The organism is Flavobacterium sp. (assembly GCF_044349645.1).
In the GTDB taxonomy this organism is placed as follows: domain Bacteria; phylum Bacteroidota; class Bacteroidia; order Flavobacteriales; family Flavobacteriaceae; genus Flavobacterium.
The window spans coordinates 15,352-33,180 of sequence record NZ_JBIKQP010000024.1; the positions used below are offsets into that span (position 1 = coordinate 15,352).

Here is a 17,829-nt window from a genome sequence, read left to right on the forward strand (position 1 = left end):
TAAAATGAAAAATTCATTATTCTCTGAATTTGATCCCATTTCATCAAAACAATGGAAACAAAAAATACAATTCGAACTCAAAGGCGAAGATTATAATGACACCCTAATTTGGAATTCACCTGAAAATATCAAGGTAAAACCATTTTACAATCAAGACGACCTACAAGAAAATTTACCTTTAAATCCAAATGCAAACGGATTTAAAATTTGCCAAAACATATTTGTTTTCGATCTTGAAAAATCAATCGAAAGAGCTTTAGAATCAATTGAACGTGGAGCAGATAATATTATTTTTACCATCGAAAATGAAACAATTGATGTTACTAAACTTCTAGAAAAACTTCCTTTAGAAACTTGTGAAATTTACTTTAACCTGTCTTTCATTTCTGTAAATTATATTTTAAAAATTGAAACCATAGCAAAATCGAGAAACGCAAAAATATATTTTAATCTTGATCCTATTGGCCAACTTGCAAAAGATGGAAATTGGTTTAATACCGAAGAAAAAGACAATTTTGAAACCCTTAATTTGATTTCAAAACAAGTTTCAAATTGTTCAATTTTAAATATAAATAGTTCTTTGTATCAAAATGCTGGTGCAAATATGGTCCAGGAACTAGCCTATTCTTTAGCTCATGCCAACGAATATTTAAATCGAATTTCCACAATCAACCAACCAATAGTTTTTAAGATTTCAGTGGGAACCAATTACTTTTTTGAAATAGCAAAATTGCGTGCTTACAGAATTTTATTTAATTGCATAGCTAAAGAATACAACCCAAATTTAGAATGCCATTTGGTGGTAACACCAACAAAAAGAAACAAAACAATTTACGATTACAATGTAAATATGTTGCGCACCACAACAGAATGTATGTCGGCGATAATTGGTGGTGCTGATGCAATTGCAAATCTTCCTTACGATTCGTTATACCATAAAGACAATGAATTTGGTGACAGAATAGCTAGAAATCAACTATTAATTTTAAAAAATGAAAGCTACTTCGAAAAGGTGAATAATCCTGCCGATGGAACTTATTATATAGAAAGTCTTACTCATCAATTGGCTGAAAAAGCACTAATTTTATTTAAAGATATTGAAGCAAATGGTGGTTTTCTTAAACAATTGAATGAAGGAATTATCAAAAGAAAAATTCAAGAAAGCGCCGATAAAGAACAAGAATTATTCGATTCAGGGAAAGAGGTTTTATTGGGAACCAATAAATATCCAAACAAAGACGACAAAATGAAACACGATTTAGAATTGTTTCCATTTGTAAAAGTAAACCCTCGAAAAACATTAATTACGCCCATTATTGAAAAAAGATTGGCAGAAAAATTAGAGCAAGAAAGATTAGGAAAAGAATAATGAAAAGAAAAGATTTACAACATATTACGTTATTCGATAAAGAGAATTCAAAAGTTTTAAGCACTGAAAAAAAATCGGAAGCTTTTAAAACTGCGGAAGACATTCTACTAAATCCAACTTACTCAAAATCGGATATTGAAAACTTAGAACATTTGGATTTTGGAGCTGGATTCGCACCATTTTTGCGAGGTCCTTACACCACTATGTTTGTTAGAAAACCTTGGACAATTCGACAATATGCCGGTTTTTCAACTGCCGAAGAAAGTAATGCATTTTATAGACGAAATTTAGCTGCGGGTCAAAAAGGCCTTTCCATAGCCTTTGATTTACCAACTCACCGCGGTTACGATTCTGACCATGAACGCGTGGTTGGTGACGTTGGAAAAGCAGGAGTAGCAATCGATTCTGTTGAAGATATGAAAGTATTGTTCGACCAAATTCCTTTGAATGAAATGTCGGTTTCTATGACAATGAACGGAGCGGTTTTGCCGATTATGGCATTCTATATCGTTGCTGCAGAAGAACAAGGTGTGAAACCCGAACAACTTTCAGGAACGATACAAAACGATATTTTGAAGGAGTTTATGGTTAGAAATACTTATATCTATCCTCCAACACCTTCAATGAAAATTATTGCTGATATATTTGAATTTACAAGCAAAAAAATGCCGAAATTCAATTCGATTTCTATTTCAGGATATCACATGCAAGAAGCTGGTGCAACAGCCGATATTGAATTGGCATATACTTTAGCAGATGGATTAGAGTACATTCGAACTGGGCTTTCTACTGGAATGAAAATTGATGAATTTGCTCCTCGCCTTTCTTTTTTCTGGGCAATTGGAATGAATCATTTTATGGAAATTGCCAAAATGCGTGCAGCAAGAATGATTTGGGCAAAATTGGTAAAACAATTCAATCCAAAGGATGAAAAATCATTGGCGCTTAGAACCCATTGTCAAACTTCGGGTTGGAGTTTGACTGAGCAAGATCCTTTTAATAACGTGGCTCGAACTTGCATTGAAGCAACAGCGGCTGCTTTTGGAGGGACACAGTCTTTACATACCAATGCTTTGGATGAAGCAATTGCTTTACCAACGGATTTCTCTGCAAGAATAGCGAGAAATACCCAAATATATTTACAAGAAGAAACTAAAATTACTAAAACGGTTGACCCTTGGGCTGGAAGTTATTATGTGGAAAATTTGACCAATGAAATAGCTCAAAATGCTTGGAAACTAATTGAAGAAGTAGAAGAATTAGGTGGAATGACCAAAGCAATTGAAGCTGGAATTCCAAAACTTCGAATTGAAGAAGCCGCAGCTAGAAAACAAGCAAGAATTGATAGCGGTCAAGATATTATTGTTGGAATAAACAAATACCGTTTAGAAAAAGAAGATCCATTACACATTTTAGATGTTGATAATGAGATGGTTCGCAAGCAACAAGTTGAACAATTACAACAAATAAAAGCAACTCGAGATTCAAATAAGGTTAAAGAAAAACTAGAAAAATTAGTTGAAACTGCAAAAACTGGTCAAGGTAACTTACTAGAAATTGCAATTGAAGCAGCCCGTTACAGAGCCACTTTAGGCGAAATTAGCGATGCTTTAGAAACTGTTTTTGGAAGATATAAAGCTCAAATTAAATCCTTTAGCGGCGTGTACAGTAAAGAAATTAAAGACGACAGTAGTTTTGAAAAAGCAAAACTGATGGCAGACGAATTTGCAAAGCAAGAAGGTCGCCGTCCTAGAATTATGATAGCAAAAATGGGACAAGACGGCCATGATAGAGGCGCGAAAGTTGTAGCCACTGGTTATGCAGATGTGGGTTTTGATGTTGATATAGGACCTTTATTTCAAACTCCAGCTGAAGCGGCAAAACAAGCAATTGAAAATGATGTTCATATTTTAGGAGTTTCATCATTGGCTGCTGGCCATAAAACATTAGTTCCCCAGGTAATTGAAGAACTTAAAAAATACGGTCGTGAAGATATTATGGTGGTTGTTGGAGGGGTAATTCCAGCGCAAGATTACCAATTTTTATTTGATGCTGGTGCTGTAGCAATATTTGGACCTGGAACAAAAATTAGTGATGCTGCAATTAAAATTTTAGAAATATTAATTGAATAATACTATGCGCGCATAATAACTATTCCCTATATTTACAATAATAAAAGACAAAATATGAATTTTTCAGCAAAAATGCTTCGTGATGATGCCTTAAATGGTAAAGTAATTGTAATTACAGGTGGCGGAAGTGGTTTAGGTAAAGCGATGACCAAGTACTTTATGGAATTGGGTGCTAAAGTGGCTATAACTTCCCGAGATTTAGAAAAATTAAAAACTACTTCGGATGAATTGGAGTCTGAAACTGGGGGCACTTGCCTTCCGGTTCAATGTGATGTTCGTAATTATGACGAAGTGGAAGCAATGTTACAGGAAGTTTTGAAAGCTTATGGTAAAGTAGATGTTTTATTAAATAATGCAGCGGGGAATTTTATATCGCCTACAGAGCGCCTTTCGGCAAATGCTTTTGACACCATAATTGATATTGTTTTAAAAGGTTCGAAAAACTGTACTTTGGCTTTTGGAAAACACTGGATTGATACCAAACAAGAATCGTCAACGGTTTTAAATATTGTAACTACTTATGCGTTCACTGGTTCTGCTTATGTGGTTCCAAGTGCCACTGCAAAAGCAGGTGTTTTAGCAATGACAAGAAGTTTAGCGGTTGAATGGGCAAAATACGGTATTAGAACCAATGCTATTGCACCTGGACCATTTCCTACAAAAGGAGCTTGGGACCGATTGTTACCTGGTGACTTAAAAGAAAAATTTGATTTATCGAAAAAAGTGCCTTTAAAAAGAGTTGGAGATCACCAAGAATTAGCCAATTTAGCCGCCTATTTGGTTTCTGATTTTTCTGTCTATATTAATGGGGAAGTCATCGTAATAGATGGTGGTGAATGGTTAAAAGGAGCTGGGCAATTCAATTTATTAGAGGCGGTTCCTGAAGAAATGTGGGATATGCTTGAAATGATGATAAAAGCGAAAAAGAATTCCTAATTCTTAAAAAATATTTAATTTAAAAGAGAACGTAAATGTTCTCTTTTTTTTTAGCCCTGATAGAAGGGAAAATCCCGAGCTTTTTAGTGAGGATTTGGAATGATAGCAGTAAATAGCTCCAAATAAAAAAATTAATTTCGGAGTAACAAATAATTAGTATTTTTACAAAAACTATTTTCTTGAATTCGAAAAATAAAATGTCGGCGTTACATGAAAAAGCTGGAATTTCGCCTCCCGAAATGATCAGTGGTAAAGGTGTGGACAAAATTCACGATTCTAGAAAGAAACAACCTTCATCAAAAGAGCTGATCGAAGGTATTTTGAATGGTAATATTACCGCTTTAAGCCGAGCAATAACGTTGGTTGAAAGCACTAATGTTTCTCATTTAGAAAAAGCAAATGAGGTTGTAAATGCTTGTTTGCCTCACGCAAATAAATCGATTCGAATTGGAATAACTGGTGTTCCTGGAGTTGGGAAAAGTACCTTTATTGAAGCTTTCGGAAAATATTTAACAGGTTTAGGAAAAAAAGTAGCCGTTCTTGCGGTTGATCCAAGTAGTACGATTTCTCACGGAAGTATTTTGGGTGATAAGACAAGAATGGAAGAATTGGTAAAAGACCAAAATGCTTATATCCGTCCCTCGGCTTCGGGGGAAACTTTGGGTGGTGTTGCGAGAAAAACACGAGAAACAATTACCCTTTGTGAAGCATGTGGATTTGACACAATTATCATTGAAACGGTGGGTGTTGGCCAGAGTGAAACCGCTGTTCACAGTATGGTTGACTTCTTTTTACTATTGAAAATTGCGGGTGCTGGCGATGAATTACAAGGAATTAAACGCGGAATTATGGAAATGGCGGATGCAATTGTGATTAATAAAGCAGATGGTGACAATGTAAGAAAATCTAAATTGGCGAAAGTAGAATTTGGTAGAGCATTGCATTTATTTCCAGCAAAAAAATCGGGTTGGATTCCTACTACTTCCACTTGTAGTTCGATTACTCGTGAAGGAATTTCAGAGGTTTGGGAAACGATAAATAAATATGTTGGTCAAACGCAATCGAATAATTATTTCTACAACAAACGTAAAGATCAAAACCAATATTGGATGTTGGAAACCATAAATGAGCACTTGAAAACGAATTTTTTCAACCATCCAGAAATTGAAAAATTATTAGATGAAAATAAAAAAGCGGTGCAAAATGATGAAATATCACCGTTTGCAGCCGCTCAGTTATTGTTAGAAAAGTATTTTAAATAATAATTGTATTTTTTTTAATTATTGAATAGTTTTGATTTGACTTTGTTTAATATTAAATGCTTTAACTACAGCATTATAGTCATTAAAATCTACCGCTTTATTGTTTTTATTTGACAAATATCCTGGAATAATTACTACTCTAAAAACCTGATTTTGAGACCAGGCTGCACCCAAAGTAGTTAGATCAAAGTCAGATTCAAGGAATATATTAATATCATTTCTGGTAAAATCAAAATTGTAATTTAATTCCCCTTGTTGTAAATAAACTGCTTGTGGTAATTGTCTCCACAAATCTTGACCATTAATTACTCCAAATAATCGATAAACTAAAACCATATCTCCTCTGTATAATGGTGGATTTAGAGTAATTAGCCTAGAATAGTTATTTGTAGGATTAAATGAAGTGGTAACTTCAAAAACTTCAGCTAGTATTTCAGCTTTGATTTCTTCATTTGTAGTACAACCTTGAAATAGAAAAGTGGTTGCAATTGCTAAAAGTAAAATTATTCTTTTCATAATATGATTATTTAGTTATTTTGAAACTAATTCAAAAATCAATCCAAAAATAAGAATTTTGATTATTTTAATGAAAAAAATATAAAGTACATTTGTAACCATGAAATTATATATGATTATGGTGGGATGTCGACCACAAGGGAGATTCACCGAACAACACGATATTTATTTTGGAATTGAGAATTCATTAGCGGAAATGGTTCCTAAAATAAAATTATTTTGGCCTGAAGCCAAAGGACGAATACACATTGACGCTTGGCGAGAGGTTACTGTTGTTGACAACCACAAAATTGAAATTATAAATAAGGAAAATGCTGCTGCAAATAGTACCCAACTTTACTTTATAAATCTTGGCGGTTATAAGGAAAATGAATTTGAGGAATATCATTATAAAATTGTGACAACCGGAGTTACATTAGCGGAAGCTACAAAAAAAGCAAAAGCAACAAGTTTTTACAAACACTACAATTTTGAAGGCGCTACCTCACATATTGATGATAAATACGGGATAGATGTTGATGATATTTACAACATTGAGGATATTCTAGCACCTGAATTAAAAGATAAATTTGCTTTAAAAATCACAGAAACTGAAAATGCAATTGAAGACGAGTTGCATATCGGATATTTAAAATTGGAGAAGTTAGTGTAATACTTACTTTGCGATTATCAGGTTACTTTCTTCAATATTCTTATTAGATTTTGTCAATAAATTGATGAAATCGATCTTTATTTTTTGTTTTGGATTATCAACAGGAGTTACTATAACTCTAAGAATATTCTTTTCATCTATTAAATAACTATCGTAATTATCGTCCACAATAGTTCCGTCAATTTGAAACACTGGAACATTATCACTTGGGCTAACATATTTTGATTTGAATTCATTAAGACTCATATAATTATATTTACCTGGAGGTTTACCTTGAATCATTATTTTGCCATAGTACTTAACTGAATCAATTATGGTGTCTTTTTTTACGACATTTACTGAAGATATATTTTCAGGATTCATGGAAGATAATAAAGAATAGCTTACTAATTTACCATTAAAAAAAATAGCTGGGGGCTGAGGACTTCTTGAAATTTTATCATTATTGTAAACTACTTTTATAACAGTATCGTTAACAGATGCAGATTTAGAAATATTCAAACCTGTGACTTTTCCTGTAAGTTGCCCGAAAGTGGTCATTGATAAAAATGCGAAGACAATTAATAATTTTATTTTCATTTTTAAAATTAATTTTAATTTATAAAGATAATGCATTTTGTTAGTATTCCCATTTATAGCTAAATATTCTCTCACAAAGTTTAACAAAGAAAAAGCACTAAAAATATTAATATAAATGATCAAAATTTTTGTGAATTTTTTGTAAAAAAAATCCCGCTAAAAAGCGGGATAAGTGATACAACCACTTTTTGTATTGTAAAAAATCATTCTGTTTTACATATTGCGTCTATACTGACCGCCAACTTGAAATAAAGCACTTGTAATTTGTCCTAAAGAACAAATTTTAGTGGCTTCCATTAAGTGAGCAAACAAGTTTTTATTTTTAATGGCTGCTTCTTGTAAACTGTTCAAGTATTGATTCACTTTATCGCCATTCGTTTCATGTAAATTGTTCAACATGTCAATTTGATATTGTTTTTCTTCTTCAGTCGCGCGAATAACTTCCGCAGGAATGATCGTAGGTGATCCTTTAGAACTTAGGAAAGTATTTACTCCGATAATTGGGAATTCACCAGTGTGTTTTAAAGTTTCATAATACAAACTTTCCTCTTGAATTTTTGAACGTTGGTACATGGTTTCCATAGCTCCAAGCACTCCTCCACGCTCAGTAATTCTATCAAATTCTTCTAAAACTGCAGCTTCTACCAAATCGGTTAATTCTTCAATAATGAAGGCACCTTGAATTGGATTTTCATTTTTGGCTAATCCCAATTCTTTATTAATAATCAGCTGAATTGCCATAGCTCGACGAACAGATTCTTCTGTTGGAGTTGTAATTGCTTCGTCATAAGCATTCGTATGCAACGAATTACAGTTATCGTAAATGGCATATAAAGCTTGTAATGTAGTTCGAATATCATTAAAATCAATTTCCTGAGCATGTAAAGAACGACCTGATGTTTGAATGTGATATTTCAACATTTGAGCTCTTTCATTTGCACCATATTTGTATTTCATGGCTTTCGCCCAAATTTTTCTAGCTACACGCCCTATAACAGAGTATTCAGGATCAATTCCATTGGAGAAAAAGAAAGATAAATTTGGTCCGAAATCATTGATGTCCATTCCACGACTCAAATAATATTCTACGTAAGTGAACCCATTTGAAAGTGTAAATGCCAATTGGGAAATTGGATTTGCACCTGCTTCCGCAATATGATATCCAGAAATAGAAACAGAATAAAAATTTCTGACTTTGTTTTTAATAAAATATTCTTGAACGTCACCCATTAATCGGAGGGCGAACTCAGTTGAAAATATACAGGTGTTTTGAGCTTGATCTTCTTTTAATATATCTGCTTGAACCGTTCCACGAACTTGTGAAAGTGTTTTTGCCTTAATTTCATTATACACCGATTCTGGTAAAACCAAATCACCAGTAACACCTAAAAGCATTAGTCCCAAACCATTATTTCCTTCAGGCAAACTCCCTTGATATTGAGGTCTTGTGGTACCTTTTAGCTTATAAATAGCTGCTATTTTACTTTCAACTTCTTTTTCTAATCCATTTTCCGTTATGTAAATTTCGCATTGTTGATCGATAGCGGCATTCATAAAAAATCCTAATAACATTGGAGCTGGCCCATTTATTGTCATACTCACCGAAGTTAATGCATGAACTAAATCGAAACCCGAATACAACTTTTTAGCGTCGTCTAAACAACAAATAGAAACTCCTGCATTTCCAATTTTACCATAAATATCAGGTCGAATATGGGGATCGTTTCCATATAAAGTCACGCTATCAAAAGCCGTAGAAAGTCGTTTTGCAGGTAATCCAGCACTTACATAATGAAACCTTTTATTGGTTCGTTCTGGTCCACCTTCACCAGCAAACATTCTAGATGGATCCTCACCTTCTCTTTTAAAAGGATATAAACCTGCAGTAAATGGAAATTCTCCAGGAACATTTTCTTGTAAATTCCATCTTAATAAATCACCCCAAGCTTCATATTTTGGCAAGGCAATTTTAGGAATTTGAGTGTGTGACAAACTTTCTGTATGTGTAGCAATATTAATTTCTTTATCACGAACTTTAAAAGTGTAAATTGGATTTTTATATTTTGCAATTTTAGAATTCCAATTCAAAATGATCTCCCAATTGTAAGGATCTAAATCCATTTTGATTTTCTCAAATTGGTTTAACAATAAAGAAATCAATACTTTATCGTCTTGATTTTGATTGTTAGAATTAGAAACTTCTAAACCAGATTTAGAAAGAATCGGTTCAACTCCTGAAATACTTTCTATCGTTTTAAAAATACCATATAATTTTTGAGCTACTTTTTGTTGACCAATAGCCGTATCATCGTATTTACGATTATTTTCAGCGATTTCAGACAAATAACGAGTTCTGTGTGGAGGAATTACGAATATTTTTTCACTCATTTCTCGAGTGATTTTAAAAGTAGATTTTAAATCACTGTTCGTTTTTTCTACAATTTTATCCATAATAGATTTGTAGAGTGTATTCATTCCAGGATCGTTAAATTGAGAAGCGATAGTTCCAAATACAGGCATTTCATCAGGGTTTACATCCCAAAGATTATGATTTCGTTGGTACTGCTTTTTAACATCTCGAAGAGCGTCTAGGGCACCGCGTTTGTCGAATTTATTTAAAGCTACTAAATCGGCAAAATCAAGCATGTCAATTTTTTCCAATTGTGTGGCAGCACCAAATTCTGGTGTCATAACGTAAAGTGAAACATCAGAATGATCCATGATTTCAGTATCCGATTGACCGATTCCTGAAGTTTCAAGAATAATAATATCATAATTGGCCGCTTTTAATACTTGAATAGCATCAGCAACGTATTTAGAAAGTGCTAAATTAGATTGGCGTGTAGCTAATGAACGCATATAAACACGAGGATTATTAATTGCATTCATTCTAATTCTATCGCCTAATAAAGCACCACCCGTTTTTCTTTTTGAAGGGTCCACAGAAATTAATCCGATGGTTTTTTCTGGAAAATCGATTAGAAATCGACGAACTAATTCGTCTACCAATGATGATTTTCCTGAACCACCTGTTCCTGTAATTCCAAGAACTGGTGTTTTTGAATTTTTATTTTTGAGTTGGATTTGCTCCAAATATGGTTTTGCTACTTCAGGGAAATTCTCCGCTGAAGAAATTAATCTTGCAATCGCTTTTGGATTTTTTTCTTCCAAATAATTGGTTTCATCGTTAATTGTATCACCAATAGCAAAATCAGATTTTTGAACTAAATCATTAATCATTCCTTGTAATCCTAGTGCACGTCCATCGTCAGGAGAATAAATTCTGGTTATTCCGTAGGCCTGCAACTCTGCAATTTCAGAAGGCAGAATTACTCCTCCTCCACCACCAAAAATCTTTATGTGTCCTGCACCTTTTTGCTTAAGCAAATCGAACATGTATTTGAAATATTCGTTGTGACCACCTTGGTAGGAAGTTATAGCAATTGCGTTAGCATCTTCTTGAATTGCTGTATTTACAACTTCTTCAACGCTTCTATCGTGACCCAAATGAATTACTTCAACACCAGTAGATTGAATAATTCTTCTCATGATGTTTATTGCGGCATCGTGACCGTCAAAAAGAGAGGCAGCAGTTACAATTCGAACTTTATGAACAGGGATATAAGGTTTTTGATCTACCATTTGTGAATGTGATAATTTAGAACGTGCAATTTACGAGTTTTTTAAAAATAATTTATGAATAATAGAAAAAAACGCACTTAATGACAATTGAATTTTTATAAATAAATTAAATTTCAAAATTATCGTGAACCCTAGCCCTGATAGCAGCGACATCCCACGCCCTTGCGTGGATATAGCGGATAGCAGGAAATTGCTCCAAATAAAATTGGTACGGAGTTTGCACAGATTTTAAAAAAAAAAATTCATGAAAAAAGTATTAATTTCCTTATTATTTTTGCCAATTGTCAGTTTCGCACAATTTGGTGATTTAAAAAAATTGGCGGAAAGTAAAATTCCAAAAGCAAACAATGCACCTAAAATCAGTAGTTTAACAGATATAAATGCTGGATTAAAAGAGGCCTTGAACAATGGAGTTACGAAGCAAGTTTCTAAATTGACTGCTGAGGACGGTTTTTACAAAAATGAGTTGGTTAAGATAGTATTGCCAGAAGAATTGCAGAAAGTGGATAGAACTTTGCGCAGTTTGGGGATGTCAAATTTAGCTGATCAGGGATTATTGGTATTGAATCGAGCTGCTGAAAATGCGGTGAAAGAAGCGACTCCGATATTTGTGGATGCGGTGAAAAACATGAATTTTAATGATGCGAAAAGCATTTTGATGGGAAATGAAAAAGCAGCTACAACCTATTTAGAAACTGCAACTTCTAACGCGCTATATGATAAATTTAGTCCGGTTATTGCGACTTCATTGAACAAAGTAAATGCAGATAAAATCTGGAATCAAATGATTTCAAAATACAATTCGATTCCATTAGTAAAAAAAGTAAATCCAGATTTGAAAGATTATGTTACCAAACAAACGATGAAGGGCGTATTTACGATGATTGCTATTGAGGAAAAAGAGATTCGGGTAAATTTAAAATCGAGGACTTCGAGTTTGTTACAAAGCGTTTTTGCAATGCAAGATAAAAAATAAATAACAAATTGATAACCGTATTTTAACTCTGAAACTGCAAATCATGAAGATCTTTGTACATAGTTTAAAATTAGTAATTAAGTTATTTAGGGAATTAAACCACTGCTTTCGGGTAGTGGTTTTTTTTATAACTTATTTAAAAATGAAATTACAGTAGAATTAAAAGTCATTGGTTGTTCAATATTTACCACATGTCCACATTGTTGAACTACAAATAGTTGCGAAGACTTAAAATGCTTTTCAACTACTTTTCTTACTGAAGGCAGAAACATATAATCTTCCTCACCCATAATATAAAGTGTCGGAATACTAAGTTCCTCTTGTCGAAACCACTTTAAAATAGGATTAATTTCAGCGGTTAACTTGAACCATTTTATAAACTCTTTTTGGTATAATTTTTTGGCTTCATTAATGAATAACAATCGGGATTGCTTATGATTTTTATTGGGCATAATTACAAAAGCAAAGAATTTATATAATACTAAATAGGGTAAAATATATTTAAAGATATTTCCTAATCTCATTAAGATTTGCGATCTAAAATTCATCTTTAAAATTGCTCCCCCAAGAATCATACTTTGAACCCGATCAGGATGCATTTCGGCCAATTGGCGAATGAGAATTGTACCAAGAGAGATTCCTACAAAATGAGATTTTTGAATTTTTAAGTGATCTAACACTTCTAAGATATCATTGGCTAGAGCTGAAAAAGTATATTTTTGTTTGAATGCTTTTTTTATCTGTTGGTTAGAATTTCCATGACCTCTTAAATCCAACAATAAGACGTTATAATGCTTTTGAAAATCTCTAATTTGCTTGAACCAAATGGATGAACTTCCTCCCGCTCCATGAACAAATGTTACCCATTGGGCATCTATGTCTTTTTCATAAACGGTGAAATGTATCATTTGATTTTTTTTGTAAATATAGATTAATTCTATGAAACATTTCAACAATAGTGTGATATTAACAAGTAGATGCTATTCAAAAAAAAATGGATGTATAGTTTAAATATAGGTTAGGTTTAGTGGTAAAGCAAATATATTTATTAGTTTTGTGATTAAGTATTCAATTTTACTTTTAACAGCTTATGCGCAATTTTATTTTCGTTTTTGTTTTATTTTATTCTATAAATTCATTTTCTCAAGCTCAAATATCTCAAGATAATTTTGAAGGAAATTCAACCATAACAACATGGTTTGGTGACAACTGCGGTATGGATAACGCATTTGCAAATCCGTTTCAAAATGGAATCAATACTTCCGCTAGAGTTTTAAAATATACGGATATTGGTGGTCAATATGCGAATGTTCGTTTTGATGCTGGTTTTAATTATAATTTAAATACAAGTAGCGTTTTTACATTAAAAATATATGTTCCTTCAAGCGGAATTACTGGAAATCAAAACAATCAAGTTTCGTTAAAACTACAAAATGGGACTATTACTTCCCCTTGGGCAACTCAATGTGAAATAATTAAACCAATTGTATTAAACCAATGGCAAACAATTACCTTTAATTTTGCAACTGACAATTTTATTAATCTAGATCCTACTTCTCAAAATCCTATGAATCGCTCGGATTTTAATAGAGTATTAATTCAAGTTAATGGCGAAAACAATACATCACAAGTTACTGCTTATATAGATGATTTTTATTATTCTGGCGCAGCATCCGTTTTCAATACATTAGTTTGGAGTGATGAATTTGATATTAACGGAGGGATAAATACTACAAAATGGTTTCCTCAAACCCAACTTCCGAATGGAAATAGCTGGTACAATGGAGAACTTCAACATTATACTAATCGCCAAGTCAATTCGAGTGTTAATAATGGAATTCTGAGTATTGTTGCAAAAAGAGAAACATTTACCGATCAAGGTAAAACCAAACAATTTACCTCTGCCCGATTAAATTCTAAATTTGCATTTAAATACGGTCGTGTAGAAGCCCGTGCTAAACTACCTATAGGAGCTGGAACATGGCCTGCAATTTGGATGCTTGGGAAAAACATAATTGAGCCTGGAGGTTATTGGACAAGCTCATTTGGAACTGCTAGTTGGCCAGCATGCGGAGAAATTGACATCATGGAACACTGGGGTACCAATCAAAATGTAGTTTCTAGTGCCGTTCACCATCCAATAAATGGAAATTTATCAGTCGGTGAATACACATCAAATGCTCAAAATATAGCTGGCGTATCAACTAGTTTCCATATTTACGCAGTAGAATGGGATGCACAAAAAATAACTTTTAGCGTTGATGGAATTAATCATTTAACTTATAATCCGCCTGTCAAAAATCAATTTACATGGCCATTTAACGCGGAACAATATATATTATTAAATGTTGCGATTGAACCAAGTGTAACCGCTAGTTTTGTACAATCGGCAATGGAAGTCGATTATGTAAGGGTTTACCAACAAACGGCTTTAGAAAATAATTATTTTGAGAAGGAAAATGATTTGGTTTTATTTCCAAATCCTGCCACAAATGAAATAACGCTAAAATCAAATGTAAATCTTTTAGGTGCAATTATTTCAGTAAGTTCTTTATTGGGACAAGAATTGGAAAAATTTACATTAAATTCTGAAGAAAAAACATTGAATATATCCAATTATCAGAGTGGAATTTATATTTTAAAAGTAAATTCTCAGGATGGAATAAAAAGTTACAAGTTTATAAAGAAGTAATACTATTCTAAAATAGCTTCCATTTCTAATTGAATTTTCAAAGCTTCTTCCCTAGCCTTTTCGGCAAAATCAACTCCGTTTGAAGCATAAATAATTGCTCTCGAAGAATTTATAAGTAGACCAACATTAGAATTCATTCCGTATTTACAAACCTCAGAAAGGCTTCCTCCTTGAGCGCCAACACCTGGAACTAGTAAGAAACTATCAGGAACAATTTTCCTTATTTCTGTAAAATATTCAGCTTTTGTAGCACCAACAACATACATTAAGTTTTCTGAGTTTTTCCAAGTTTTGGATGTTTCCAATACCTGTTTGTACAATTCTTTTCCATCTGCATTTAGAGTTTGAAAATCAAATGCGCCTTCGTTTGATGTTAAAGCCAACATAATCGTGTGTTTGTTTTCAAATGCTAAGAAAGGTTCCACAGAATCTTTTCCCATGTAGGGTGCAACCGTTACGCTATCAAAATTCAAATCTTCAAAGAAAGCTTTTGCATACATTGAAGAGGTATTTCCAATATCACCACGTTTTGCATCAGCAATAGTGAAGATTTCAGGATATTTTTCGTTGATATAATGAATCGTTTTTTGCAAAGAAACCCAACCTTTAATTCCATAAGCTTCATAAAAAGCAGTATTTGGTTTGTAAGAAACTGCTAAATCATGAGTGGCATCAATTATTGCTTTATTAAACTCGAAAATAGGATCTTCAAATTCTAATAAATGGGATGGGATTTTATTCAAATCAACATCTAATCCAACACAAAGAAAGGATTTTTTGATTTTAATTTGGTCAATTAGTTGTTGTGTAGTCATTGTTTTGTGTTTAATCGCAAAGTTCGCAAAGTTTTTTTCAAAGTTCGCAAAGTTTTATAAAAAATGCCAAACTTAATTCAGAGTGGCATATATTAGTTGATTATCTATAGTTCAAGTTCTCTTTATCCCTTAAAAAACTTCACTAGCTTCCTTCAATTTCTCCATATTGTTAACCAATTGTAATTCGTCAACAATTTTTTGAATATCACCATTCATAATATTTCCTAAATCGTATAAAGTCAATCCCACACGGTGATCAGTTACACGACCTTGGGAATAATTATACGTTCTAATTTTTGCCGAACGGTCTCCAGAACTCACCTGAGACGAACGCTTTGTAGCATCTTCCGCTTGTTTTTTAGCTAATTCTTGTTCGTATAGTCTAGAACGTAAAACGTCCATCGCTTTGTCTTTATTCTTATGTTGCGATTTTTGATCCTGGCATTGCGCAACCAAACCTGTTGGCACGTGCGTTAGTCGAACAGCCGATTTTGTAGTATTTACTGATTGCCCTCCAGGTCCTGACGAACAGAAGAAATCAATTCGAACATCATTCATATCAATTTGTACATCAAACTCCTCGGCTTCTGGAAGTACCATAACCGTAGCTGCAGAAGTATGCACACGACCTTGGGTTTCTGTTTGTGGCACACGCTGAACACGATGAACTCCCGCCTCAAATTTTAAAGTACCGTAAACATCCTCGCCAGTAACTTCAAAAATAACCTCTTTGAATCCACCAGAAGTTCCTTCGTTAATATCAACTACAGAAGTTCTCCAACCTCTATTTTCACAATATTTAGTATACATTCTAAACAAATCACCTGCAAAAATACTCGCTTCATCACCACCCGTTCCAGCTCTAATCTCCACCATTACATTTTTAGCATCTTCGGCATCTTTTGGAATTAATAAAAATTTTATTTCATCTTCCAAAATTGGCAATCTCTCTTTCGCTTCCTCCAATTGCATTTTCGCCATTTCAGTCATATCGGCGTCACTTCCATCGGCAATAATTTCGTTTGCTTCATCAATATTGCCCAAAACCACAATGTATTCATTGCGTTTATCAGCAAGGGCTTTCAAACTTTTATATTCCTGATTCAATTGTACATAACGCTTTTGATCGCTAATCACATCGGGCTGAATAATCAAATCCGATATCTCATCGAAACGTTGTTTTACTATTTGAAGTCTATCTAACATTTTATTTTTTCCTTATTTAAGTGCGCAAATTTACAAAAAATAGTTGATACTATATAGCATTCAATTTATGATTTTTTTGGAGCTATTTCCTGCTGTACGCTATATCCACGCTAAAAAGCGCGGGATGCCGCTTCCATCAGGGCTAGGACTTTTGAGTTACAAATTATTATTATTTCTAAAAAGTTTCAACCCGTAATTTTAAGATTTTCAAGAAGATAAAAATTATTATAAATTACTATTTTAAAAATAAAAAAGAATAAATTGATTTACATATTGCTTAAAATCAATCTATATAATTAAAAAAACTCTTTTTAATGCATTTATAAACTTTGATTGAAATATATAATTAAATCAGAATAAAAAAAGGCTGTCGAAATGGACAGCCTTTTTTTATGAGTAATTGTAAAAATTACATTTTCTTCATTTGCTCTTTCATCATTGAAATTTGATCTTTAAGCATGTTCTGTTTGTCTAGCTTCTTAGCTTCATTTAATAAATTAGTAGCTTCTAATTTTCTTCTTCTTGACATTGCAACCCCAGCTAAATTTAATTTTGCTACAGCTAAATCCATATCCATAGACAATCCAAATTCGATTGCTTTCTTAAAATACTTCTCCGCTTGAATTAAATTAGTTTGCGAAAGCATAATACCATGAAGGTAATTATAATAACCTTGTTGCTTACGAATTAAGGCAGTTTCAGGATTTTTAATACGGGCCAACCATTTTTGAGCACCTGGAAAATCTTGCTTTCTTAACTTTAAAAAAGCCAGCAAAATATACTCATTTTTAAAATATAAGAAAATTGGAAATAAAGATAAGAATATATAGAAAATACCATTTCCGATTTCTCCGTCAATAAAACTCCAAATACCTAAACCTATTATAAGAGTCGCTAAAATTAGTTTGATGTTTTTATGAAACATAATAAATGATTAATTGTTTTTGCAAAGATAGTAAAAGGAATTTAAAATATTTTTACAAAACTACTTGCAAAGAATAAAACTCTTTGTATATTTGCACTCGGTTTTAGAAATAGATATCAAAAACCCA

The 17,829-nt window shown here is 32.9% G+C and carries 14 protein-coding genes; 7 read left to right on the plus strand and 7 right to left on the minus strand.

The genetic code is table 11. The annotated features are described in order from the left end of the window. Positions 1–4: 4 nt before the first annotated feature. The 4 genes from AC9UFV_RS06410 to meaB all read left to right on the plus strand — a co-directional run bounded on the left by AC9UFV_RS06410 (position 5) and on the right by meaB (position 5,699). A complete protein-coding gene (locus AC9UFV_RS06410; protein WP_509573996.1) occupies positions 5–1,369 on the plus strand; it encodes a methylmalonyl-CoA mutase subunit beta in 1,365 nt (454 codons plus the stop codon). After that, on the plus strand, positions 1,369–3,501 hold the full coding sequence (gene scpA / locus AC9UFV_RS06415) for a methylmalonyl-CoA mutase (RefSeq protein ID WP_509573998.1): 2,133 nt from the start codon (positions 1,369–1,371) through the stop codon (positions 3,499–3,501). The genes AC9UFV_RS06410 and scpA overlap by 1 nt, the downstream gene beginning before the upstream one ends. A gap of 54 nt (positions 3,502–3,555) precedes the next feature. Next, a complete protein-coding gene (locus AC9UFV_RS06420) occupies positions 3,556–4,437 on the plus strand; it encodes an SDR family oxidoreductase (RefSeq protein ID WP_509574001.1) in 882 nt (293 codons plus the stop codon). Positions 4,438–4,634: 197 nt separating this feature from the next. Beyond that, on the plus strand, positions 4,635–5,699 hold the full coding sequence (meaB, locus tag AC9UFV_RS06425) for a methylmalonyl Co-A mutase-associated GTPase MeaB (protein WP_509574022.1): 1,065 nt from the start codon (positions 4,635–4,637) through the stop codon (positions 5,697–5,699). Positions 5,700–5,717: 18 nt separating this feature from the next. Here meaB and AC9UFV_RS06430 read toward each other — a convergent pair whose 3' ends face one another. After that, on the minus strand, positions 5,718–6,215 hold the full coding sequence (locus tag AC9UFV_RS06430) for a hypothetical protein (RefSeq protein WP_509574003.1): 498 nt from the start codon (positions 6,213–6,215) through the stop codon (positions 5,718–5,720). 100 nt (positions 6,216–6,315) lie between these two features. Between AC9UFV_RS06430 and AC9UFV_RS06435 the strand changes: the two genes are divergently transcribed. Beyond that, positions 6,316–6,867 (plus strand): DUF1543 domain-containing protein, encoded by a 552-nt coding sequence (locus AC9UFV_RS06435; RefSeq protein ID WP_509574005.1) that lies wholly within the window; start codon positions 6,316–6,318, stop codon positions 6,865–6,867. Positions 6,868–6,870: 3 nt separating this feature from the next. Here AC9UFV_RS06435 and AC9UFV_RS06440 read toward each other — a convergent pair whose 3' ends face one another. Beyond that, on the minus strand, positions 6,871–7,446 hold the full coding sequence (locus AC9UFV_RS06440; protein ID WP_509574007.1) for a hypothetical protein: 576 nt from the start codon (positions 7,444–7,446) through the stop codon (positions 6,871–6,873). Between the two features lie 213 nt (positions 7,447–7,659). Beyond that, on the minus strand, positions 7,660–11,088 hold the full coding sequence (locus tag AC9UFV_RS06445; RefSeq protein WP_509574010.1) for a methylmalonyl-CoA mutase family protein: 3,429 nt from the start codon (positions 11,086–11,088) through the stop codon (positions 7,660–7,662). A 244-nt stretch (positions 11,089–11,332) separates the two neighbouring features. Between AC9UFV_RS06445 and AC9UFV_RS06450 the strand changes: the two genes are divergently transcribed. Beyond that, a complete protein-coding gene (locus AC9UFV_RS06450) occupies positions 11,333–12,064 on the plus strand; it encodes a DUF4197 domain-containing protein (protein ID WP_509574012.1) in 732 nt (243 codons plus the stop codon). Positions 12,065–12,189: 125 nt separating this feature from the next. On the opposite strand, the gene AC9UFV_RS06455 is transcribed toward AC9UFV_RS06450, so the two are convergent. Then, the gene (locus tag AC9UFV_RS06455) at positions 12,190–12,972 is read right to left on the minus strand and encodes an alpha/beta fold hydrolase (protein WP_509574014.1); all 783 of its coding nucleotides are present in this window, start codon (positions 12,970–12,972) and stop codon (positions 12,190–12,192) included. 182 nt (positions 12,973–13,154) lie between these two features. On the opposite strand from AC9UFV_RS06455, the gene AC9UFV_RS06460 reads away from it, so the two are divergent. Next, entirely contained in the window at positions 13,155–14,756 is a 1,602-nt protein-coding gene (locus tag AC9UFV_RS06460; protein WP_509574016.1) for a family 16 glycosylhydrolase, read from the plus strand. A gap of 2 nt (positions 14,757–14,758) precedes the next feature. Here AC9UFV_RS06460 and pyrF read toward each other — a convergent pair whose 3' ends face one another. The 3 genes from pyrF to AC9UFV_RS06475 all read right to left on the minus strand — a co-directional run bounded on the left by pyrF (position 14,759) and on the right by AC9UFV_RS06475 (position 17,702). Further along, positions 14,759–15,571 (minus strand): orotidine-5'-phosphate decarboxylase, encoded by an 813-nt coding sequence (gene pyrF / locus AC9UFV_RS06465; RefSeq protein WP_509574018.1) that lies wholly within the window; start codon positions 15,569–15,571, stop codon positions 14,759–14,761. 129 nt (positions 15,572–15,700) lie between these two features. After that, positions 15,701–16,777: a peptide chain release factor 1 gene (prfA, locus tag AC9UFV_RS06470; RefSeq protein ID WP_509566167.1), complete on the minus strand. Its 1,077-nt coding sequence runs from the start codon at positions 16,775–16,777 to the stop codon at positions 15,701–15,703. A gap of 409 nt (positions 16,778–17,186) precedes the next feature. Continuing rightward, a complete protein-coding gene (locus tag AC9UFV_RS06475) occupies positions 17,187–17,702 on the minus strand; it encodes a DUF2892 domain-containing protein (RefSeq protein WP_509574020.1) in 516 nt (171 codons plus the stop codon). Positions 17,703–17,829 lie beyond the last annotated feature (127 nt).